General features: G+C 60.8%; 18 protein-coding genes and 1 pseudogene. 5 read left to right on the forward strand and 14 right to left on the reverse strand.

Annotation, left to right across the window (positions count from 1 at the left end; genetic code table 11):
• Positions 1-4: 4 nt before the first annotated feature.
• Positions 5-1,216: a glycosyltransferase family 4 protein gene (locus D3227_RS26480; protein ID WP_167480856.1), complete on the reverse strand. Its 1,212-nt coding sequence runs from the start codon at positions 1,214-1,216 to the stop codon at positions 5-7.
• 198 nt (positions 1,217-1,414) lie between these two features.
• A complete protein-coding gene (locus D3227_RS26485; protein WP_167480857.1) occupies positions 1,415-2,647 on the reverse strand; it encodes a glycosyltransferase in 1,233 nt (410 codons plus the stop codon).
• A gap of 598 nt (positions 2,648-3,245) precedes the next feature.
• Here D3227_RS26485 and D3227_RS26490 point away from each other — a divergent pair.
• Positions 3,246-4,397 (forward strand): glycosyltransferase, encoded by a 1,152-nt coding sequence (locus D3227_RS26490; RefSeq protein ID WP_120017215.1) that lies wholly within the window; start codon positions 3,246-3,248, stop codon positions 4,395-4,397.
• Between the two features lie 281 nt (positions 4,398-4,678).
• On the opposite strand, the gene D3227_RS26495 is transcribed toward D3227_RS26490, so the two are convergent.
• The 8 genes from D3227_RS26495 to D3227_RS26530 all read right to left on the reverse strand — a co-directional run bounded on the left by D3227_RS26495 (position 4,679) and on the right by D3227_RS26530 (position 12,995).
• Positions 4,679-6,040: a hypothetical protein gene (locus tag D3227_RS26495; protein ID WP_120017216.1), complete on the reverse strand. Its 1,362-nt coding sequence runs from the start codon at positions 6,038-6,040 to the stop codon at positions 4,679-4,681.
• Between the two features lie 35 nt (positions 6,041-6,075).
• Positions 6,076-6,819 (reverse strand): SDR family oxidoreductase, encoded by a 744-nt coding sequence (locus tag D3227_RS26500; RefSeq protein ID WP_245451890.1) that lies wholly within the window; start codon positions 6,817-6,819, stop codon positions 6,076-6,078.
• Positions 6,816-8,249: an FAD-binding protein gene (locus D3227_RS26505; protein WP_245451891.1), complete on the reverse strand. Its 1,434-nt coding sequence runs from the start codon at positions 8,247-8,249 to the stop codon at positions 6,816-6,818. Before D3227_RS26505 ends, D3227_RS26500 begins: the two co-directional genes overlap by 4 nt.
• An 11-nt stretch (positions 8,250-8,260) precedes the next feature.
• Entirely contained in the window at positions 8,261-9,268 is a 1,008-nt protein-coding gene (locus tag D3227_RS26510; RefSeq protein ID WP_120017217.1) for an NAD-dependent epimerase/dehydratase family protein, read from the reverse strand.
• Positions 9,243-9,698 carry an EamA family transporter gene (locus D3227_RS26515; RefSeq protein WP_120017218.1) on the reverse strand — a complete coding sequence of 152 codons (456 nt, stop codon included), beginning with the start codon at positions 9,696-9,698 and terminating at the stop codon, positions 9,243-9,245. Before D3227_RS26515 ends, D3227_RS26510 begins: the two co-directional genes overlap by 26 nt.
• Positions 9,699-9,700: 2 nt before the next feature.
• Positions 9,701-9,979 carry a GtrA family protein gene (locus D3227_RS26520; protein ID WP_208646440.1) on the reverse strand — a complete coding sequence of 93 codons (279 nt, stop codon included), beginning with the start codon at positions 9,977-9,979 and terminating at the stop codon, positions 9,701-9,703.
• An 11-nt stretch (positions 9,980-9,990) separates the two neighbouring features.
• Positions 9,991-11,385 carry a UbiA family prenyltransferase gene (locus D3227_RS26525; protein WP_120017220.1) on the reverse strand — a complete coding sequence of 465 codons (1,395 nt, stop codon included), beginning with the start codon at positions 11,383-11,385 and terminating at the stop codon, positions 9,991-9,993.
• 242 nt (positions 11,386-11,627) lie between these two features.
• On the reverse strand, positions 11,628-12,995 hold the full coding sequence (locus D3227_RS26530) for an exopolysaccharide biosynthesis polyprenyl glycosylphosphotransferase (RefSeq protein WP_167480858.1): 1,368 nt from the start codon (positions 12,993-12,995) through the stop codon (positions 11,628-11,630).
• A 418-nt stretch (positions 12,996-13,413) separates the two neighbouring features.
• Between D3227_RS26530 and D3227_RS26535 the strand changes: the two genes are divergently transcribed.
• The 3 genes and pseudogenes from D3227_RS26535 (at position 13,414) to D3227_RS26550 (ending at position 16,071) form a co-directional block, all read left to right on the forward strand.
• On the forward strand, positions 13,414-14,190 hold the full coding sequence (locus D3227_RS26535) for a Crp/Fnr family transcriptional regulator (protein ID WP_120017222.1): 777 nt from the start codon (positions 13,414-13,416) through the stop codon (positions 14,188-14,190).
• 434 nt (positions 14,191-14,624) lie between these two features.
• A pseudogene (locus D3227_RS26545) lies at positions 14,625-15,497 on the forward strand (IS110 family RNA-guided transposase); the annotation flags it as partial.
• Between the two features lie 337 nt (positions 15,498-15,834).
• The gene (locus D3227_RS26550; protein WP_120017224.1) at positions 15,835-16,071 is read left to right on the forward strand and encodes a hypothetical protein; all 237 of its coding nucleotides are present in this window, start codon (positions 15,835-15,837) and stop codon (positions 16,069-16,071) included.
• A gap of 14 nt (positions 16,072-16,085) precedes the next feature.
• Here the strand turns inward: D3227_RS26550 and D3227_RS26555 are convergent, their stop codons facing one another.
• Positions 16,086-16,283, reverse strand: coding sequence for a hypothetical protein (locus D3227_RS26555; RefSeq protein WP_120017225.1), 198 nt, complete (start codon positions 16,281-16,283; stop codon positions 16,086-16,088).
• A gap of 64 nt (positions 16,284-16,347) precedes the next feature.
• Entirely contained in the window at positions 16,348-16,533 is a 186-nt protein-coding gene (locus tag D3227_RS41780; RefSeq protein WP_167480859.1) for a hypothetical protein, read from the reverse strand.
• A gap of 26 nt (positions 16,534-16,559) precedes the next feature.
• Here D3227_RS41780 and D3227_RS26565 point away from each other — a divergent pair, with 26 nt between their 5' ends.
• Positions 16,560-16,967, forward strand: a complete 408-nt coding sequence (locus D3227_RS26565) for a hypothetical protein (RefSeq protein WP_120017226.1) — start codon at positions 16,560-16,562, stop codon at positions 16,965-16,967.
• A gap of 347 nt (positions 16,968-17,314) precedes the next feature.
• On the opposite strand, the gene D3227_RS26570 is transcribed toward D3227_RS26565, so the two are convergent.
• Entirely contained in the window at positions 17,315-19,150 is a 1,836-nt protein-coding gene (locus D3227_RS26570) for a patatin-like phospholipase family protein (RefSeq protein WP_167480860.1), read from the reverse strand.
• Positions 19,151-19,397: 247 nt separating this feature from the next.
• Entirely contained in the window at positions 19,398-19,964 is a 567-nt protein-coding gene (locus D3227_RS26575; protein WP_120017228.1) for an NnrU family protein, read from the reverse strand.
• Positions 19,965-20,619 lie beyond the last annotated feature (655 nt).

Consider the following 20,619-nt stretch of genomic DNA (forward strand, 5'->3'; position numbering starts at 1 on the left):
AGCTTCAGCGCGCGCATGGCAAGGCTTTCTGCATAAGCGTGGCGTAGAGACGCATTTGCCGTGTTGCGACGCTTTCCATGCTGAATTGCGCAGCGATCGTTTGTACTGCGCGCCGCGCCATCTCATCGCGCTTGGCTTCCGATAGGCCGAGCGCGCGAAGAAGGAGTCCGCAATACTCCAGATGCGAGCGAGCCACAAAGCCGCTGCACTCATGCTCCACAATGTCGGACGCACCGCTGACATCGGTGACGATCGGCACCACGCCGCAGCTCATGGCCTCGAGCAGGGCGTTTGACATGCCTTCCGACACCGAGGTGGAAAGATAGAAATCTGCGTCACACAGAAAGGGAAAGACATCTTCGACCGCGCCGGCGAATGTGACCCTGCCGGAAAGGCGGGCCGCCTGTTCCTCGAGCGCGGCGCGGCACTGGCCATCGCCCAGGATGGTGAGTTGCGCCTTTGCGTCGGCGGGAAGTGCCGCGAACGCATCGATCATGTGCTCGAGGCATTTTTCCGGATCGAGGCGGCCAAGGCAGATAAAGCGTCGGCTGCCATCGGCGTTCGGCTCGCGGCGCGGCTTGCGGGGCAGATCGATCCCATTCGGAATCATATGAATGCGATCCGCGCCGATGCCATGTCTCTTCAGATCACCAGCGATTTGGCGGCTATTGGCGATGAAGGCCGTGACGTGACGTTTAATCAAGGCGGACGCCCAGCGACCGATGATTTTCTTTTCGCGCACAACGTCGAGATCGAAACACCGTCCGCCCCGGCCCAATTTTGCGAGAACCGGTTTGCGCAGGAGGGCTCCTGCCAATGCCGCCGGAACAGCGTGAAGTCGGGCATGGATGATATGTACGACATCGAATTCGTCGCGATGGCGCAGCATCCAGATCACTACCTGGACACACCACGACAGGAACGACAGCATATGCCGCCCGCCTAAATTCGGCGCCGCGCGCAAACGAAGGCGATGGATAGGCACCCCGTCGATGGCGGACCGTTTCGGCGTCGAGTGCGACAATCTGGGTGCCAGAATGGTTGCGGAAACGCCCCTTTCAACCAGCATCCGAGCAAATCGGCGCGTCTGTTGTTCGGCACCGCCATATGACTCAGGAAAATAGGTTGGGAGCACGAGCAGAATACGTATGCTCGGAAGAGCTTCGGCTTGGGGGGGCTTCATCGGATGAGCAGAGACAATTTCTGTTACAATCATATCAATCCGCCGGATAGCGTTCCTGGAGCCACTGGCGGCCACCCCCCGTCCCATGTGCAAGAGAAGATGACTTTTTTGGCATCTCACCACCTTTCAGCGCATCGATCCTCTTATCGCCCAGATCGACGCACCCGAAATCGGTAAAGCATGCATCCGACAACCTGCCCGATCACTGTCAAACGCATAGGTCACACCCGTTCATCGCGGAAGCGCCACATTTCGGACAGGAGGCCTTGTTGACACTCCCCTGCTTGCCCGATGCTGGTCAAGAGCCTCGCGGTAAATGGCATCGATGCGCTTGCCCATCAGCTTGACGTCCCAGTTCGAAAGATCCGTCGCCGCGGCACCTTGGGCGAGGCAAGCCAGTCTTTCACGATCCTCCAGGACGGCGGCAATGGCGTCGGCCATGGCTGCCAAATCGTCCGCGGGTGTAATCACACCGTTGATACCAGGGCGGAGCACTTCGCGAAGACCTGGCAGATCGCAAGCGACGCATGGCTTGCCGCCGGCGAGATATTGCATGACCACGCGGGGCAATCCCTCCCGCATGGAACAGAGCAGGCAGAGATCCGCGAGTGCGATCAGCCGCTCGGGGTCGTCCCGATAACCGGTAAAGACCACTTGGCGCTCGAGCCCAAGCCACTTGGCGCGCGATTCGACGATCGAGTGAAGCGGCCCGTCGCCCGCGAGCACAAGCACCGCGTCGGGTAAGCGGACGGCGACTTTCTTGAAAACGTCCAGAAATTCCGCGTGTCGCTTGCGTGGCTCGAATGCCGCGATCATCAAGAGCACAGGCGGGCGCGGCGCGCCCGGCGTCAAGCGCAACAAATCGCGCCAATCGTCGGGCGGACCGGCGTTGCGAAAACGATCGAGATCGAATCCGGAATGGACAACATAATGTTTGTCTGGACGTCCCATCCCTGCGCTCAAGCACAAGTCACGGATGCCAGCGCTCACACTAATGAACGCACTGGTGACTGGCGCTGCCAGCTTTTCCAAGGCGAGATAGGCAAACCGCTCGGCGACGCCGACATTGACAAAAGGCACGATATGCACGCCATGAACGATTGCTGGAACTCCCGCCGCCCATGCCGCGAAACGTCCGAGAATGCCTGCCTTACTGGTGTGCGTATGCACGATGTCGGCATTCAAGGCGCGGAATCTTCGGATAAGCGCCAACAACGCCCTCACGTCGGAGACAGGCGAAATGGACCGGGTCAAGCTTGGGACGCCAATGAGTTTCACCCGCGGGTCCACTTTAGCCATGATTTCCGGGTGGACCGACTCGCCATGCAGCAGGACAACATCATGTCCTCCTTGCGCGGCCCAATTGCACGAATGGACAGTATTCTCATCAGCACCGCCATTGATGAGACGGGTAATGACATGAACGATCCGCAGTCGGTGCCTCATGTCGATCTTGTCTTCCACCCGTGCTTTCATATCGCCGCACCGATCGCGCTGAATCCATCCGATGGCTACGTTCCCATGCCCAGCCGCGCATCGGTGGGTGCGTGCCGCATGCCAAAGACCCCGAATCCTGTTGTTTCCCTTCTCCTTGTTGGGTCATGGCACATGCCGTTCCATAAGGAGGGCGCTATCCCAGTCGGTCAGATTGAGATTGTTTGATTTAAACGCCTCAGAGAGACATGTCGCTGTTACCCCGGGCACAGCGGAATGATGATTTTGCGGTATACTTACGTGCTAATATTTCTGCCTGAACGCGTTTGCGCGAAAACAAGGCAACACTTTAAGGGACCGGGCGCTTTACCCTATCAGCGGGACAGGAGCCCATGGCAGAGGTCGCTTCACCAGCAGTTCGCGGATCTTTCGCGTGCCCCAAAGTTGCTTGTTGTCGATGTGCGCCGGCAGTTGGTTGAGGCGCGCGAGCGTGCATTCGATCAAGAAATGCATGGCCTTGATGTGAAGACATTGTCCCTTCCCTGGTCGGCGGGTCCTACGGAGACTGACCCGTGAAGCATCCTGGCTTGGTTCGCCATAGCCGAAGCATGAAAGATAGGCCTTGTGGATGCGGCTTCTCTATATACATTCTGCACACGTCCCGGCGCTGGCCGCCAATGCGGTACAAGTCGCAAAGATGTGTCATGCATTTCGGGTTGCTGGTGCGGAGGTCCTACTAGCGCTTCCACGCGCCTCCATGAATAGACAAGATCATTATGAAAAGATCGCGCGCGAATACGGATTCGGTACCGAGTTCCCATTCCGCGTTCTCCCTATACCCTTTTGGCCTGTTCCCGGCCGGGAGCTTCTTTTTGCTGTGTTGGCGCTTCTTGCTGCGGTCTGGCTGCGGCCGCATGTCGTCTTTACACGCTCGGCTACTGTAGCGCTTGTTTCTGCCGGACTTTTCGGGTTCACGACCGTTTTTGAGCTTCACGACCCGATTGGCAGTTTGAGCAGACGTCAGCGTCAGCGCCTTGCCAAAGTGATAGGCCTAGATGCATTCCGTATGCTGGTCGTCACGTCGCAACGTCTGCGGGACGACAGCATCCGCCTCTTTCCTCAACATGCGGGAAAATTTCTCATCGCGCCCAATGGCGCGGATCCTGTTCCGCCAAATGTCGAGCCATGCAGCCTCAGCGGCACGTTCAAGGTTGGTTATGTCGGACATCTGTATAAGGGAAAAGGCATGGAGATAATAAGCGCTATTGCGCCTCGATGCGGCTGGGCGACATTTCACATCGTCGGGGGAACACCAGGCGATATAGAGTATTGGACATCGAAGCTGGCCAAATGCCCGAACACAGTGTTTCATGGCTACGTTCCTCACGCCGCGACATGTGCCTACTTGGCCGAAATGGACGTTGTACTCGCGCCCTATCTTAGAAATGTAGAGGGCCAGGGCGGCGGTCGAAATATCGCCGAGGGGATGTCGCCGCTCAAGCTCTTCGAATATATGGCGCATGGCAAACCCATAGTGTCCTCCGACCTGTCAGTTATCCGAGAAGTTTTGAGGGATAGCGTCAACAGCGTTCTGGTGTCGCCAGACAACCCGTCCGACTGGGTCAAAGCTCTTCAGCGCCTGCGCGAAAACAAGGCGCTTCGGGATCAGATTGGTCAGCAGGCGAAGGCAGACTTTCTGGCTAAGTACAGCCGCATCGCACGCGCAACCAACATTCTAAAGGAAATCAAGAGCCGGATGCCGTCGAGCGGAAGCTCATAGGCTGCATAGTTTAAGGCGGCTGCGCCATCCCATGATCGCCGCCGAATGGAGATCGTTGAGCCTTGTGGGCTGGCCGAACGAGCGGCCGCGGTGCGCGAAGCGCCCTCATGATTCGCGCCCAGCGCCAGAAGGCGCCGCGCCTGCGCTGCATTCTTCGTCTGCTTGGCGATCGCAGGCAGTTGGGCCGCGCCAAAATCCGTCCGGAGCGGAACGGGAATGGCGAATCTTCTCGATCCGCCATGTCGAATCATACCCCGACGCTTCGGGAAGCCCTCAGCGAGTCACGATCTCAGAGACTTGATATGACTCGAAGAAACCGGAGCCCGCACTCCATCGGCCCTGCCGAATCGCGGGCTTCGGCCCCGCAGGCGCATGAGCCCGCCAAAGGCACTGAGCAGTAGGACGATGATGAAGTGCCGCACCAGCGCTTGGATGACGACCATGGGCATGAGCATGGCGAGGCAGAACACCACGAAGGAGAAGCTGCGCCACCGTCCCCATTCCCGCATGGCGGCTACAACAAACCCGAGGAGGCCAGCAAGTTCCAGAAGACGGTAGAACACCTGATCTGCCGCAGGTGAGATCAAGCAACCGTAGCGGCCATCGCCCAAGCACGCATTCCCACTCACGAGCTTCCAGAAACGCAGAGCCATGCGCCGCAGGGCGCTAACCGGATCGCTCCGGATCTCGTCCAGGGCGATGGCCTTGAAGATGCGCCGCTTGTTCTCGTCGTGCAGCCATTGCTCGTAACGCCCCTGTGGAATGAGAGGCGGCTTTGGGAATGCCACCTTGTCGCCCGCGGCGTAGCGGCGCTCCATCTCGTCGAAGAGGTGGTCCGCGGCTGATCGCGGATGGGTTCGCAGGAACGGGTTGTTGTTGCGCGCCAGGTTCTCCTCGGCGGTCGTCGCGAAGAGGACGAAGCCGTTGTGAATCAAGTTCTGTGCCACAATATAGGGCCCGCCTATTGCGAGGAAGCCGATCAAGAACATCGCGCGGGCGCGCCGACACAGGCAGGCGAGCACCGAAAGGTAAAGCGCGGCGAAGAGGAAAACCGCGTGGGTCAGGCAGATGAGCGCTGCGAGGATTCCGGCCGTCCCGTAAGCGCCCCGCCAGCGGGCGTTCCCTTCATCGGCCGAGAACAGGCCCTTGCGCATTATTAGGAAGATCAGGGCGGTGATGAGCAGGATGGCAAGGTTCTCGGGCCGAATCTGGAAGTAGTTTCGGGTACCAAGCACGAACAGGACGGCGAGGATCACGCTCGCGGCCCGGAGACGCGCATCCGTGATGGCGGCCGCAAGGAGCGCGAACCCGGCATAGGCCATCGCCATGTTGAACACGCGCAACGCAGCGAGATCGGCTCCGGTCAGGCGCTGCACGAACCCTATGGTCATGGAGTAGAGCGGCGGCCAAATCCCGCCGGCGTAAAAACTCCCGATGGTGTTGAGGGAAATGTCTCCCCCCACCATGCGCGAGAACAGGAGGGCGCGGCGATAGTGCTCGGCCTCGTCCGAGTAGGTTTGCGGATTCCACAGGACGCCATTGCGGCTCAACATCCAGAGATTGAGCAGGAACAGGTGACCGAGTAGCACCACGTAGAGGTTGCGGGTGAGCCACCGGTCGTGCGGGGAATTGAGCTGGTCCATCGTTCGGCTCCCGAAACACCGCAGGCCCGGTCCGGTCAGATCTTCATCCGCATGAAGATCGGCTCCGGCAAGAGGCGGATGACGAGCATGATGAGACGCCAGCGCCCGAGGATGTAGATCACGGTGCGCCCCGCGAGCTGCGCCTCCACGATAACCTTGGCAACCTGATCCGGGCTGGCCGTTAGCGCCTTGGAGAGCTTCAGGCCGCGTGTCATGCGGGTTGCGACGAAGCCGGGCTTCACGGTCATCACCTGCACGCCGCGCCCGGCGAGCCGGTTTCGCAAGCCAGACAGAAAAGCCGTGAAACCCGCCTTGGCGGAGCCGTAGACATAGTTCGTCGCCCGGCCCCGATCGCCGGCCACCGAGCTGATGCCGATGATCGTTCCCGCGCCTCGCTCGGCCATGCGGTTCGCCAGTGCCGAGAGGACTAGCGCCGGAGCGACATAGTTGGTCTCCATGATCATCCGCGCGGCCTCGGGATCGGCCTCGGCCGCCTTCTGGTCGCCCAGTAGGCCGACCACCGAAACCACCGTGCCGGGTACCTCGTTGAGCCCCACCAGAAACGCCTCGCGCTCGGCGGGGTCGAGGATGTCGAGCTCGACCGCCCGGGCCGTGGCCCCGTGCCGATGCAGGAGGTCGCGAAGATCGGGGTCGAGCCGCTCCACGCGACGGGCCGCCAGCACGAGGGAGGCGCCCCGGCGCGCATATTCATGCGCGAGGGCGCGGCCGATATCCGACGAGGCGCCGATGATCAGGACCGGTGACAGGATCGCGGTCAAAGCCCGAGCCTTTCCGACTGGACGGACGCAAAGTGGCGTTTGGGATCGAAGCGGTCGCGCAGGCGCGCGAAGTCCCGCAGGCGCGGATAGCCCCTTTCCATCACGGCGATGCCCGCGCGGGCGTCCTTGGCGAGATAGAGCCGCCCGCCATGGTCGGCCACGATGGCATCGAGCTCAAGCAGGAGGCTGAGATTGGCGGTCGTGCCGGGGAAGTCGAGGGCCAGGGTGAAGCCCCTCATCGGAAACGAGAGCGGCCCCGCGCCCTCGGCACCGCACAGCTTGAGCACCGCCAGCAACGACCCGGCGTCCCGGGCGGAGATCAGCGAGAGCATCGTCTCGAGCCCGTGCCGGCTCGCCTCCTCGGGCAGCACGCTTTGGTGCTGCACGAAACCAGCGCGGCCATAGATGCGGTTCCAATGCGCAATAGCATCGAGGGGATAGAAGTACGGATCCAGGGGAACCAGCGCGGTGCCTGGGCGCCCCCGGGCGTAATAGAGCTCGTTGAAGGCGGCCACGGTGAAGCGGTTCAATGTGGCGCCCGGAAAGTCGAAGGGGACCGAGCGCATCCGCCCACCGCGGGGGAGGTAGGGCCGGCCCTTGCGCTCCTTTGGCAGATCATCGAGGGCGACGTGTTCTCCCCGATAGACCAGGGACCGGCCGAGGCGGCCGCCCCGGGCCAGGCAATCGATCCAGGCCACAGAATAGTTGGCGATGGAGGCCTCCTTGAGCCGGGCCATGCTCTCGGCGAGGTTCTCCGCCCGGATCGTCTCCTGCCGGACGAGGTCCGTCTCGATGGCCCGGAGCCGGAAGGCCGCCCGCAGGATGACACCGGTGAGACCCATGCCGCCCTGGGTCGCCCGGAACAGGTCGGCATTCTCCGTCGGCGAGCAGCGAAGGGTGCGACCATCCGCCAGCGCGAGGTCTAGATACGCCAGGTGGGCCCCGAAGCACCCGTCCCGGTGATGGTTCTTCCCGTGCACGTCGGACGCGATCGCCCCGCCCACTGTGACGAACTTGGTGCCCGGCGTGACCACTGGAAACCAGCCCCGCGGGACGAAAATGTCTGCGATCTCGGCGAGAGTCACCCCGGCCTCGCAGGTCAGAAGCCCGCTCCCGGAATTGAAATCGAGGATGCGGTTCGAGGCGGTCATGACGAGGGTCGCCCCCCGATTCAGGGCGGCATCGCCGTAGGAGCGGCCGGCCCCGCGGGCGATCAAGCTGCGGTTTTCCGCAATGGTTGCAATCACTTCTTCCTCGCCGCGCGCCTCGAGGACACGGCAGGACACGCGCGGAAACCGTCCCCAGCCCGAGAGCATCATAGGGCGGGCGCCATAAATACGCTTCGGCTTGACGATCGACGCCGGCGCAAGCTCGGGTGCGGAAACGACGGCGCGGGGCCCGACCTCGGCCGGCCTAGCCATGACGGTCATCAAAGGCTCTCCTATCCGGAGGGAACGTGAGAGGCGGCCAGTGTGTGCCCCTCTTTCTTCAGTCGGTATTCCTTGTAGGCCGCGATCAGCATGCCCTCGTCGCGGTACTGCGGCACCCAGCCGAGCTGGTGCTCGGCCTTGGAGACATCGAGCACGCAGACCTCGTCGGCGATGAGATACTGCTCCGGATCCATGATCGGCAGGTTGAGGAGATCGAGCAGGTCGAGCGTGCGCTTCACCGCCCAGGCGGGCGTCGGGATCAGCAGCGACTTCGAGCCGGCATGGCGGATGAGGTCGCCGAGCAACTTCTTCACCGGCGGCGGGTTGAGCGATCCGAGATTGTAGGCCTCGTTCGGCGCGCCAGCCTTGAACGCCAGCCGCGCGGCTTCCGCGCAGTCGAACACCGAGATGAACTGGTAGGGGTTCTTGCCGGAGCCGATCATCGGTACCGGCAGGTTCAGATCGATCAGCCTGAACAGCTTCTCCAAGATTCCGAGGCGTCCAGGGCCGATGATCAGGCGCGGCCTAAACAGCGATATCCGCATGCCGCGCTTGCGCCATTCTGCAGCGAGCTCCTCGGTCTTCAGCTTCGAGAGGCCATATTCGCCGAGCGGCGCGACCGGGTGCTCCTCGGTCATTGGATGCGTGACGGTGTGGCCGTAGATCATGTCGGTCGTGAAATGGACCAGGTTCGACGCGCCGGCCTTGTCCATGGCGAAAATGACGTTCTCGGTGCCGTGGAAATTGACCGACCAGAAGAACTCGCGCCGCTTGGCGCGCACCTGGATCGGCGACAGCATCTTGGCCGACAGGTTGTAGACCATGTCGTCAGCCTTGATGCCGACCGCGGCGACCGCGGTTCGGTTGGTGACGTCGGTTTGGACGAAGCGCACGCCACGATAGTGCGGCAGGTCGCTGCGCTGGATATCGGCGACGATCACCTCGTGGCCGTCGGCCAGAAGTTTCGGCGCCAGGTGGCGGCCGACAAATCCGTCACCGCCGAAGATGATGTGTCTCATTTGGAAGCTCGCTGGAGTGGGCCGGGGAATTCGAGACGGACATGACTTCGCCGGCATGGCCGCGGCCACTCTGGGCGATCAGCACCGTGCCGACGCAGATGAAGGCAATACCGGCGATGCGGTAGGCGTTGAGGTCCTCGCGGAAGACGAAATAGGCGAACACGGCAACCGCGACATAGGCGAGGCTGAGGAAGGGATAGGCGAAGGACAGCTCGACCTTCGACAACACGTAGAGGTGCGAGGCCATCGAGATGACGAACACGCAGAGCCCGAAGAAGACCCAGGGCGAGAAGACGATCTGGATGAGCTTCAGCAACGGGTGAACGCCTTCGAAGGAAGCCGGTCCGAGCAACATCATGCCCTGCTTCAGCATCAGCTGAGCGGCGGCATTGGTCATCACCGTGCACAGGATGAATGGGAGGTATTTCATTGTCAGGCCCGCATCTTTGCCTTGCTAGTGAGAGTGTAGAGCGAGAGCTTCTTGGCATGCATCTTGGCGCCGCGGGATAGGTCCTGGAAGATCCACCGCTTGTCGAGCAAGTACTTCACCACGAGCCCGACGGCCGTCCCGCTCACCAAGGCGAACAGGAACGGCAAGGTCTCGACCCCCACCCCGGTGCGGATCGCGAGGGTCTTGGCCAGCCATCGCACGCCGAGGTTCGCCCCCGTCGCAACGAGGCAGAAGAGCCCGTACATCGCAATGAGACGCACGCCCGCCCACCTCACATGCTCGCCATAACGATGAAGGCGCAGAGGAGCCCAGTGACGAGGCTCACCCGATCCCGCACCGCGAACACCACCGGATCATCGTTCATCTCGCCCCGGCGGGTCTTGATGATGATCCGGCTGATCCAGAACAGGATCGCTATGCAGATCAACCAAAGGCGCTCGGGGTGGCGGTAGAGGGAGGTGACCGCCTCGCTGTTCAGGTAGAGTGCCATCACGAGGGCGGTGAGATAGCCGCTCGCCGCCGCCATTGCCTCCAGGCTCGGCAGGTCGCCGAGCTGATAGCCTCGGCCCGCCGGATCGCCTTGCCCGCTCTTGACGCGTTCCACCAGTTCCGTGCAGCGCTTCACTAGGGCGAGGCTGAGGAACAGGAACATTGAGAGGGCCTCGAGCCAGTGCGAGATCGCCACCCCGGCCGCGACGCCGCCGCCCACGAGCCGCAAGGCATAGAGGATCGCGAGGGTCATCACGTCCGCGATGATCTTGCGCTTGAGATAGAGCGAATAGGCCGTGGTCAGGGCCAAGTAGCCGCCGACGACCAGCAGGAAGGTGGGCGTCAGCGTCAGTGCCAGCAGCAGCGAGGCCAGGAGCAGGGCCGGCACCATCGCGATCCCGTGGATCAGCGGCACAGCCCCTGACGCGAAGGGCCGTCGGCATTTGCGCGGATGCTCTCGGTCGGACGGAAGATCGAGGAGGTCGTTGACGATGTAGACCGCCGAGGCGCAGAAGCTGAAGCTCAGGAATGCGATGATACAGTTCAGCGCTGAGGGCACGATCACGTGGCCAGCGATGGCCGGAGCGAAAACGAGAATGTTCTTCAGCCATTGGTGCGGCCGCAGGGCCCGCACGTAATCGCGCCAGTGCGATCCGCCCTCGTCCAGTGACACGGCGAACGGCATGGTGCCGCGCAATTGCCGTAGCAGCCGCGGGGTGCCGCCGGCCACCAGGGCCTCGCCGCAGCGGCTCCAGACGTGCAGATCCACCCGGTCCCCGCCGATATAGGCGAAACCGCGCTCGCCGAAGCGTTCGCACAAAGCTTCCGCCTTGGTCTTTCCAGCGAGATTTACCTCTTCGCCCGAGCCGAGCACGCCATCGAAGAGGCCGAGATGGCCGCTCACCGCCCGGACGAGGCGTATATCGGATGCAGAGGCGAGGTAGATTGGCCGGCCTTTCGCTCGCTCGGCTTCAATATAAGCGAGCACGCAGGCATTGTAGGGAAGGCGCGCCATATCCACCACGAGTTCGTCCACAATCCGAGTCTTGAACGCTGCTTTGCCCTCGCGCAGCGCGGCCAACGTCCGGAGCGCCACAAATGGCTTATTGGCGAAGAGCGCCAGGAACGACTCCATCAGCAGGTCGGACTGGATTAGCGTCCCGTCGAGATCGACCACGAGAGGGCCCTGCCCAACGCCGGACGGCGGTTTCGCGGTGCAAGAAGGGGGAAGCTCCGAAGATGTAACGGACCGCTGGTCCACGCCTGTCGGTGATGACACCGCATCCTTCCCTTTCCCTCGGCTAGAGGATACTTGAAAAACCTTGCTCCCGGTAACTTCACCCAAACTATCCGTTCAATCAATCAGTTGGACGGCAGAGCACATATATCCACGAAAGCTTCCTGAGAAGCTGCTATACATCAATAGACATCACGATCCGAAAGCAACAGCAAAGCGGTCGTCCAAATTATCTTAAGATCGAGCCGCACGCTCCAAGACTTTATGTACCAGAGGTCATGCTCAACGCGTTTTTCCATCCGCCACAGCTCCTTCGTCTCCCCTCGGAAGCCGTTGATCTGAGCCCAGCCTGTCAAACCGGGTTTTACACGATGGCGATAAGCATAGCTCTCAATAACCTTGCTATAGGTGTCGTCATGAGCGACGGCGTGGGGTCGCGGGCCTACCAGGGACATTTCTCCCCGAAGCACGTTGAACAATTGCGGCAACTCGTCGATGTTTGACCGGCGCAGGATACGGCCAAGTCGGGTAACTCGCCTATCATTGCGCTGAGCTTGGCGAATTTCCTTACCGTTCTCCTGCACGGTCATCGATCGGAACTTGTAAATATTGAATGGGTTGCCACAAAAACCCCGCCGCGTCTGCTGGAACAGCACTGGGCGACCGTTCTCGAGCGCTATGGCACATGCGACTACCGCCATCAACGGAAACAGGAACAGCAGTAGCAGGGATGCAAGAACAACGTCGAACAACCGCTTCAGCAAGCGTTCGGCAGGTCTCAAAGGCGCGCGCTGGACTTCGAATGCTCGCTGCCAGCCGGTGTGCAGGGAACATCCGGCCAGAATCTTATCTGTGAAGGCATCAGCGAAAAGATAGATCGGCAGCGGTAGGCGGGACATTTCCTCCAGGGTGCGTTTGATCAACTTCCGCTGGTCCCACGGGCAAAACAGATAAACTGCCCCATATGGATCAAAGCGGAAAGCAGCCTGTGCAGCTGCGACGCCGGCGCGCACCGATTGTGCTGCGATCGTGCCATTACGGTTCTCGATTTTCGAAACACCGCAAACCGCGATGCCCTGTTGCCCGAGCTTGCCAATTATCCCCTGTTCCATTCCAGGAACGCCAGCGTAAAACAGATACGCTGTGCGCAAGACGAGCTTCTCAGCGGCCAGAAGCCGTTTCAGCACACGCGCTAGAGCCACGTGGCCAGGCAGCAGGATTGGAAATCCGACCGCAAACGCCAGAGTCAAAGAGCCGCGCGAGAACGTCGACGTGGTCTTCGTGAGAAAGGCGATCCAGAGAATTGCGAAGAAAGCGAACAACCACCCGGTGAAGAGCGTTTTGATCACACGGTGATCGTCCAAGATGCCACTAACCGTATAGGCGCCTCTGGCAGCCATGAATGCGACAAGCACTAGGCCGGCGGTAACGCTTAGATAAATCGTCTCCCAAATATCTGACGGGCTCACGCCGAGGTGCCTATGATAGACCTCATTTGACGCAAGAAGTATCGTCTCTGCCAGGAGGAAATCAGCAGTTGCAAGAAACACGCAAACTGCTCCCATAGGAAGCCGTAGCGGTTCGCTGCTCCGCTTCAAGAACGCACGCGACGCCTGGGTTGATGCATGCCGCATCTGGGTTGGTGCATGCCGCATAGAGACAAGCCCCCGAATCCTGTTGCGTCCCTTCTTGGGTCAATGGCCAGCACACGCCGTCCCATAAAAAGGGGTTATCTCAACGGCTTCCAGTCGGTCAAATTTGATTTAATCTCTCCCAGAAACATGCCGCTGTTACCCCGGGCACAGAGGGGTCGTTATTTTGGTGGTATCCTAATATGCTAATGTGCTAATATTTATGGCTTAGCGCGTTTGCGCGAGAACGGCCCGGCGGAGTCGGACCCGTTCTAGGGTAGTCAAGGCAATGCTTTAGGGACCGGGGCGCTTTACCCTTATCAAGGGGGCGGGAGCCATGGCATTGAATAGCGCTGAGGTTCGGGTCAAACAGCTCGACAAAATACGCTTATTTCGGCTATTTGGGCAAGATATTCTTAATGAACTGGCGAAAGTGGCCGTCCTACGACGGATTCCTAAGAATAAAATTGTCACTCACCTTGGCGATATACCAAGTCATATTTACTACATAATTCAAGGGAAAATTCGTCTTAGTGCTCCACTTTCGGACGGTCGAGAATTCATCTTTTCCGATCTCGGTCCGGGTGACACTTTCGACCTGACTAGATTGTTCATCACGCGACGCAGTAGCATGAACGCTGCTTCAGTTGTGGACAGCGACTTGATGCAAATCGAAGTAGCTTTCATGGCTAGGGTCTTCGACAAACACCCCGATCTCGCACTAAAGGTGATCCCGCATTTGTGCGAAGCAACGCACGACGCGCAAGAGCGAGTGATCCACAGTGCGGCCAGTGCCCTATCCACTCGATTGGCGAGCACGCTCTTGCGATTGACAGAGAGGCGGCACAGCATGGCTACCGTGGATAGAGCTCGGAGCATCCACATTTCGCAGACCGACCTCGCGGCAATGGTCCCGGCTTCTCGAGCGAAGGTGAATCGTTGCCTGAGAGAATGGGAACGGCGGCATCTGACCCAATACGACCACGGCTCGCTGACGATCCTCAATCGCGCCGCTTTAGAGTCTGTTGCGCTTGGCGAGATCGCCTTTGACCGTTCGATGATGCATATCCCAGGTGCTCGGGCATCTCCATGGCATGCTGCGGGCAGACAATAAACCGAAGTGGTGCCGGTCGTTCTCGCGTCCCTCGGTAGAGCCCTTTTCGTCGGCGTCGTAAGTCGTCGCATGGGACAAATTCGCCTTCTCACCGTATCGCTTCGGTATGCGGCTCGTCGAGGAGATCTGGCCGGGGTTCCGGCCGATCCTGGCGCGTCGCGCGCCGCCGAACTCATCCGCAACGCCGCGCGCCATGGGCCGCCGGCCGCCCTCCGGGTCTCGATCGCCGAGGCCTTCGGCTGGGTGAGTTGCGAGGTGGTCGAGAACGGAGGATTCAAGCCTAGCCGGAGGAGGGCGTCGTGATCTCAGAGGAAGCAGAGCGGGTGGTGGAGCATATCCAGATTGCGGCCGTGCGGCGGCAAGCGCGTCGGGCTGATCTACGCGCCCGACACCCGGCTTAGGGCCAAACGGGCGGTGACACCTTCAAGCTTGTCGAGCGTGAGGGGATCGAGAGCCATGTTGTTGACCCTGCCTCCATTGCCACCTCGCGCCGGCGACGGCTGGCGAAGACCGATAAGATCGACGGCGAAACGCTGGTGCGCGCACTGCTTGCTTATAAACGCGGCGAGCCACGCGTATGCGCGATGGCGAAGCCACCGACGCCCGAAGCAGAGGATCGGCGCCGGATCTGCCGGGAGCGCAAGGTCCTGGTCAGTGAGCGGACGAGCCACGCCAATCGCATCAAGGGGCTGCTATTTGCGCAAGGGATAACCGGCTATGATCCGCTGCGACGTGACCGGCGCGAGCGGGTTAACGATCTCCGGACGGGTGATGGCCGTGTGCTGGGCAGGCAGCTCAAGGCGCAGCTCATTCGCGAGCTCGATCGCCTCGAGCTGCTGTTCGAGCAGATCAAGTCAGTCGAAGCCGAGCGTGACGCGTTGCTGGCCGCCGATGTCGCTGACACGCCTGTGGCGTTGCTGCTCGACCTCAAAGGCATTGGCCCCGAGAGTGCCGCCATCTTGTATACGGAAGGGCTGTTCCGAAAGTTCGACAACCGAAGGCAGGTTGCAGCCTATGCCGGGCTTGCGCCGACGCCTTGGCGGAGCGGATCAATCGACCGCGAGCAAGGCGTCTCAAAGGCTGGCAATCCCCGGCTCCGGACAACAATGATCGAGCTTGCCTGGCTGTGGCTGCGCTACCAGCCCGAGTCAGCGCTCTCTCGTTGGTTCCGCGAACGAGCAGAGTGTAACGCTGGGCGCGTGCGCAAAACAACGATAGTCGCGCTCGCACGAAAGTTGCTCGTCGCTCTCTGGAAATATGCGACCGCAGGGGTGGTCATCGAGGGCGCCGTCATGAAAACCGCCTAAAGCGATCAACCCTGCATACCTGTCCGGAGGGCCAATCAGCCCCCGCGGATCCCAGGGAGACAACCGAATCCGCCGCTGGTCTGAACCACCGACAGGAAGAATGGTCTCGTCCTCCTGAGCCCTTGCCCGCCGAAAGCGGGATATTGGTGCAGCCGTCCCAGACGGCGACCGCATGTGAGTTGGACCAGGCTCGGAAATACGCCGCGCCGCGTCAACGCAGTTGGGCTCAAACCCTGGAAGCTCCGCCAACAGAAAAGGAGGAATTATGCGCCTTTGATATCACTTGACCTGAAACTCGTCATGTGAGCGGCGGATGAACTCGTGCGCGGCGAGCGTCATGACCTGCTGGCGGTCCGCGCCGTCCGCGCGCGCGATGGCCTATCGCGCCGCCGCCGTCTGGATCGAACAGAGCTTGGCCTGCCTGGCCGAGGCAGTCGAGCGCATGCCCGAGGAGAGGTTTCTCGCCGAGCACCAAGCCGCCCATGACGCGCCGCGCTCGCCATCGGGCGACATGGTTGCCACGGTTTTGGAGCGCGAATGGTGGCGTCGTTGGCCTGAGGGTCGCGACGAATGAGACGCCGGCCTGGTTCAACCCGCGCGACGTCCTTCATTGCTGGGGGGATCGATCTTCACCAAGCAGCCTGCGGCCTCGACTGCGGTTCGTATCCTGGTGCGCATCGCAAGATTCTCGGCCAGCATTTTTTCTGTGCGTTGAATCGCGAGCTCGGCCCGAATGATGCGCTGCCTGGCATTGGCAACTTCCGACGCCAAAATGTCGGCCGCCATTCCTTGTCCGTGGGGCGTGTTCATCATGCGTTAGAAACTCATGGCGGAGCGGTTCGTTCCCTTCTCATGTTGGGCTGCGGCGGCTCGCTGCATTGGCGTCGAGTTCGATGCTCTCTGGGAGGAACTCTTTCCCGCCGAGCAGGCGCGCATCATCCAACTGCTGGTCGAGCGCATCGACGTCGATGTAGACGGCATCACCATCCGCCTTCGGACCGAGGGCATAGCCAGTGTAATCGCCGAACTTCGGCAACGACCAAACCTGGACAGGGCCGCCTGATGAGCAACCGCGAGATCAGCGGCGACGGCACCTTGCTGACCGTCTCCATTCCGATGGCGATCCGCAAGCGCGGTAGCCGTAAGGTTGTCGTCTCGCCAGCCGGTACAGAACCATGGGTGATGCCACGTCCGCGCATCGACAACACGCTGCTGAGAGCCCTTGTCCAGGCATTCCACTGGCAACATAAGCTGGAATCAGGGCAACACGGGACGATCAGCGAACTCGCTGCGGCTGAGAAACTCGACCGGTCGTTTGTCTGCCACATGCTTCGACTGACGCTCTTGGCGCCGGACCTAGTTGAGGCAATCCTCGACGGGCGACAGCCTCCGAATATGCAATTGCAGCCGCCTGTGCGCGGGTTTCCCGTTGAGTGGGAGCGCCAACGGACCAATGGCTGCTGGTTGTGAGGGTCTGGTTTTGACGCAAATGCGTCTTCCGCCGGTCGCCGAGCGTTACGTCGAGGTGCTAGGCATCTCCGGCGTGCCGGAGTGATCGTCGCGGTTGCAAAGATGCCGTCTCCTGCGCGTCACGTCCGGCCAGGCGACGTCCCTTGATCCCGCGTCGCTTCTGATAGTTCTCTGGCCGGCTTGTCCGAGGACTGAGCGCGTAGAGCAGCCGTGAACAGCCGGCGAGCTCTCTGTTGGGTTCGCGTCGAACTTCCGGTTTCCACCCTTACGAACCTGCCTCCCTTGCCGTGCATTTGCTCATCGCCGCGCTTTTGATGTTCGGGCTGCCGGTATCGCGCTGTGATGCGCTAAGTTTGTGCGTTACCGAGCACCGCCCGGAGCCCTGAGTCGTTCTGGCGGAGACGTTCCTCGATCCATTGCGCCGTGCGGTCGTAGGCGTCCGAAAACAACTCGGAATGCCGACTCCAATCCATGAAGCCGATCGTGCTCGAAACCTGCGGACAGACCAAGACATCCTCGTCGCCGACGGCAATATCCTGCGGCCCGTGTACCAGCATACTCGCGGCAATAACCTGAAGCATGCTCGGAACCTGCGGCAAGCGGGCACGGCCGAAAGGGTTCAGCAGGGCGACCGCCAGTTCCGACCTTCCGGGGATGCGGTCATAATCGATGTGGTATTTTTGCGGTCCACTGGACCCAAAGCTCACGATGACATTGGGGCCGGTCTTGAGTTCCCTCATCTGTTCCAGCGGCAAATTGTTCATGATGGCGCCGTCCACCAGCATATCGCCGTCAGCCGTAAAGAACGGCGGCAGGACACCCGGGAGCGAGCCGGATGCCCGAACGGCTTGCCAGAGCTTTCCACGACGGTGGGCATGGGGCTGACGGCTGCTCAGATTGCTCGAAAGCGCAAAGAACGGAAGCCAAAGATCTTCGATCAGAACGTCGCCGTATTCCTCCCGAAGGGCTCGATCGAAGGCTTTGTGATCTAGAAGCGCGAAACGCGGCAAGGTGGGGCGCCGAAACGCCCGACTCTTGACAAATACGTTGTGCGTGCCGCGGTCGATCTGCTCCGCGTCCAACCCTCTTGCGAAGCCGGCCATCATCGCCGCTCCGGAACTCGTCCCGCCGAGATAGTCGAAGCGCCCGCCCGCCTCGACGAAGGCCTTGTAGACGCCCAGATGGGCGCTGCCCAGGGACCCACCCCCCGCCGCCACGAAGCCACGTGCCTTGCAGGAAATAAATCGGACCAGGCGCTGGATGTCAGCCCCGTCCTCCAGCGCAACATGATGATGCTGGCCGACATGGGGACGCTCATCGAGCCACGCAGAGGTGCCGGAGACCGCAGCCGAGCGATTGTCGTGAATTAGGACAAGCCGACCGGTCGATGGTGGATGGACCGTTAGCGCCAACTCCTCGGACGTGTTCAAGCGAGGCGAGGAGGACGCGTTCGCTAGCAACAGGACGGTATCGGCCTGGCGAATGCAGACTCGTGTCCATTCATTAGGTTCTTCATCGGCGACGTAGACAACGAATTCAGCTTGCGCCTCCAGTTCGTTCAACCAGTTAAGGACCGGCTGGTCGTCGATCGGACGACCTGCGAACTTCGCGTGGACGTCAAGCCGGGAAACGAACTGAACGCGCGTGACCGCGCCGAACTCTTGCTGTAGGTGCCCGATGAAAACCGGTGAGATGCGACTTCCGCCGGCTGCAATGATGGCAAGCGTTCGGATCTTGGCAGGTTTCTGGAGACGTGACAAAATCGGAGATTGCGTGGCGAACCGGCGCGCCAGAGATATTGTGACCGCCTCTCTCAGGTTCGGCAAAGCCTCGGCCGCCTTCTCGAAATGATTACGACTGATTTCAAGGACGATCGAATCGCGCGCTGCAAGGACAGTGGCCGTACGGGGCAGCCCTGCAAAGAAACCAATTTCGCCGACTAGTTCGCCCTGTGCGATCTCGGCGACCGAGCCAATCGGATCTTCTTTGTGTACCGTAAAGCGGCCGGACAGCACGACGAAGAACCTGTCCGATGGATCGCCTTCGCGAACCAGGACCTCACCGCGCCTCAGGACCCGACGGTCGGATTCGGCAGCCAAAGCCTCGAGCGCCAGCAACGACGCCCGATCGAACATCAATGTCGCCGACAATAATCTCGCGGCGAGAGAATCGGCGAAGGACATTTGAGCCATCCGGGGGACGCATTCGCTCCGGTAATTGTATCCCGTACCGCTCGTGTTTGCAGCATCGCAAGGCGCGATCCGAGCCGAACCGCAACGTTACCGGCTGGAGCCCGTCTATGGATCAAAATTCTGATGTGCCGACCTTATGCGAAGCATTGGTTCACTGTGGCGTCTGCGAGGCGCTCGATCCGCGGCAACTGGTGGGTTTCGCCAGGCCATCTCGAAGGCGCGCCGTCGCTGCGGACGTTCAAGCGAAGGGCGAGATTCCGAATAGCCAGCCGTGCAGCCAGAGCCCGAACAATGCGAAAGCCACCAAGCCGATGCCCACAGCAATCAGGTCGCTAAGCGGTCGCACGACCGCGGGTGCCGGATCCCCGCGTGGAATGACGGCAATGAGATCGACAATCGCGTAAACCAGAAACGCTCCGAAGACTAGGAGCGAGGCAAGGTCGCCATTGGCCAGGAGGTGGCCGATGGCCCAAAGGATAATGCCCACCAGCATCGGGTGCTTCAGCCGATGCTTGATTGAACCCGCGGGCAAGTAAGCGGCTGCCAGAACGACGAATGCGGCGAGCACCAACACCGACGCGACTTGGCGGCCCCAAAAGGGCGGCTCGAAGATCTCAGGCGCGTTGGGCCGATAAAGACTCCAGCCCCAGACGATCAGTACGAAGCCGATGATCGATAGGAGCGAATAGAGTCCCTTCCAGCGCCGCTCGTTTGTGGCGATTTCCGCATCACGAAAGCCGGCGGCGGCGATCCGAACAGAATGGATTCCGAAGAAGATCACGAGGCCGAAAACCAGTACTAGCATAACACCTCCGAGGTTCGGACGCGTCGGCGGGAAGGAAGGCTTGCTTACGCTCTCGCTCAAGTTGGCGGCTGCATATGCGCAAAACGGATCCTGCGAACGAGATGGTCAGAGTAATATATCAGGGACCCGCAAACTTGGAATGGGCGAAGCTGCCGAATGGCACGGCACAGCGGCATCGCCTGCGCGCAGGTTCTTCGCGTTCAGCACGGAACCGCCCCGGTGAATGCCTGTGGCGTGGTATGCCTGCGAGTTCCCGTACCGTTACTATCCTTCCCGGTTATTATGTCCGTAGTCCATCCCTCTTTGGAAACGTCCGCTTTCCAGTGACCGGTTGAACTCGCCAGTCCTTTCGGGACATTCATCCCCGATCTTGCCTGTGACCGACTTGGGTCAGTTCACGTCGATGCACACAGGCGCCTGAAGGTCTGCTTCTGACTATCCGAGGCCCGAAGCTGCCGGTCCGCTCTCGGCCCAAGCGCGACGTCCGAGTAGTGGCTTGGCGATGTCCGTAGTTGGCGCAAGCCGGACCTAGTCATCTGAATCTAAATTTCGTGGCATAAGGATTGTTCCGCCTTCTGGCAGAAGCGTTTGACGGAGGCGAGAATGTCGTCTGCGGACTTGGTCCATCGATATGGCTTGGGGTTCTCGTTGTGGC

This window comes from Mesorhizobium waimense (assembly GCF_003601975.1).
Classification (GTDB): Bacteria; Pseudomonadota; Alphaproteobacteria; order Rhizobiales; family Rhizobiaceae; genus Mesorhizobium; species Mesorhizobium waimense.

Bases quoted from the DNA above. Each gene is read 5' to 3' on its own strand.
- D3227_RS26565 (WP_120017226.1), top strand. From the start codon at position 16,560: ATGAGCAACCGCGAGATCAGCGGCGACGGCACCTTGCTGACCGTCTCC.
- D3227_RS26510 (WP_120017217.1), bottom strand. From the start codon at position 9,268: ATGAGACACATCATCTTCGGCGGTGACGGATTTGTCGGCCGCCACCTG.
- D3227_RS26550 (WP_120017224.1), top strand. From the start codon at position 15,835: ATGACCTGCTGGCGGTCCGCGCCGTCCGCGCGCGCGATGGCCTATCGC.
- D3227_RS26555 (WP_120017225.1), bottom strand. From the start codon at position 16,283: ATGGCGGCCGACATTTTGGCGTCGGAAGTTGCCAATGCCAGGCAGCGC.
- D3227_RS26505 (WP_245451891.1), bottom strand. From the start codon at position 8,249: ATGACCGTCATGGCTAGGCCGGCCGAGGTCGGGCCCCGCGCCGTCGTT.
- D3227_RS26575 (WP_120017228.1), bottom strand. From the start codon at position 19,964: ATGCTAGTACTGGTTTTCGGCCTCGTGATCTTCTTCGGAATCCATTCT.
- D3227_RS26490 (WP_120017215.1), top strand. From the start codon at position 3,246: ATGCGGCTTCTCTATATACATTCTGCACACGTCCCGGCGCTGGCCGCC.
- D3227_RS26535 (WP_120017222.1), top strand. From the start codon at position 13,414: ATGGCATTGAATAGCGCTGAGGTTCGGGTCAAACAGCTCGACAAAATA.
- D3227_RS26515 (WP_120017218.1), bottom strand. From the start codon at position 9,698: ATGAAATACCTCCCATTCATCCTGTGCACGGTGATGACCAATGCCGCC.
- D3227_RS26480 (WP_167480856.1), bottom strand. From the start codon at position 1,216: ATGATTGTAACAGAAATTGTCTCTGCTCATCCGATGAAGCCCCCCCAA.
- D3227_RS26570 (WP_167480860.1), bottom strand. From the start codon at position 19,150: ATGTCCTTCGCCGATTCTCTCGCCGCGAGATTATTGTCGGCGACATTG.
- D3227_RS26495 (WP_120017216.1), bottom strand. From the start codon at position 6,040: ATGGACCAGCTCAATTCCCCGCACGACCGGTGGCTCACCCGCAACCTC.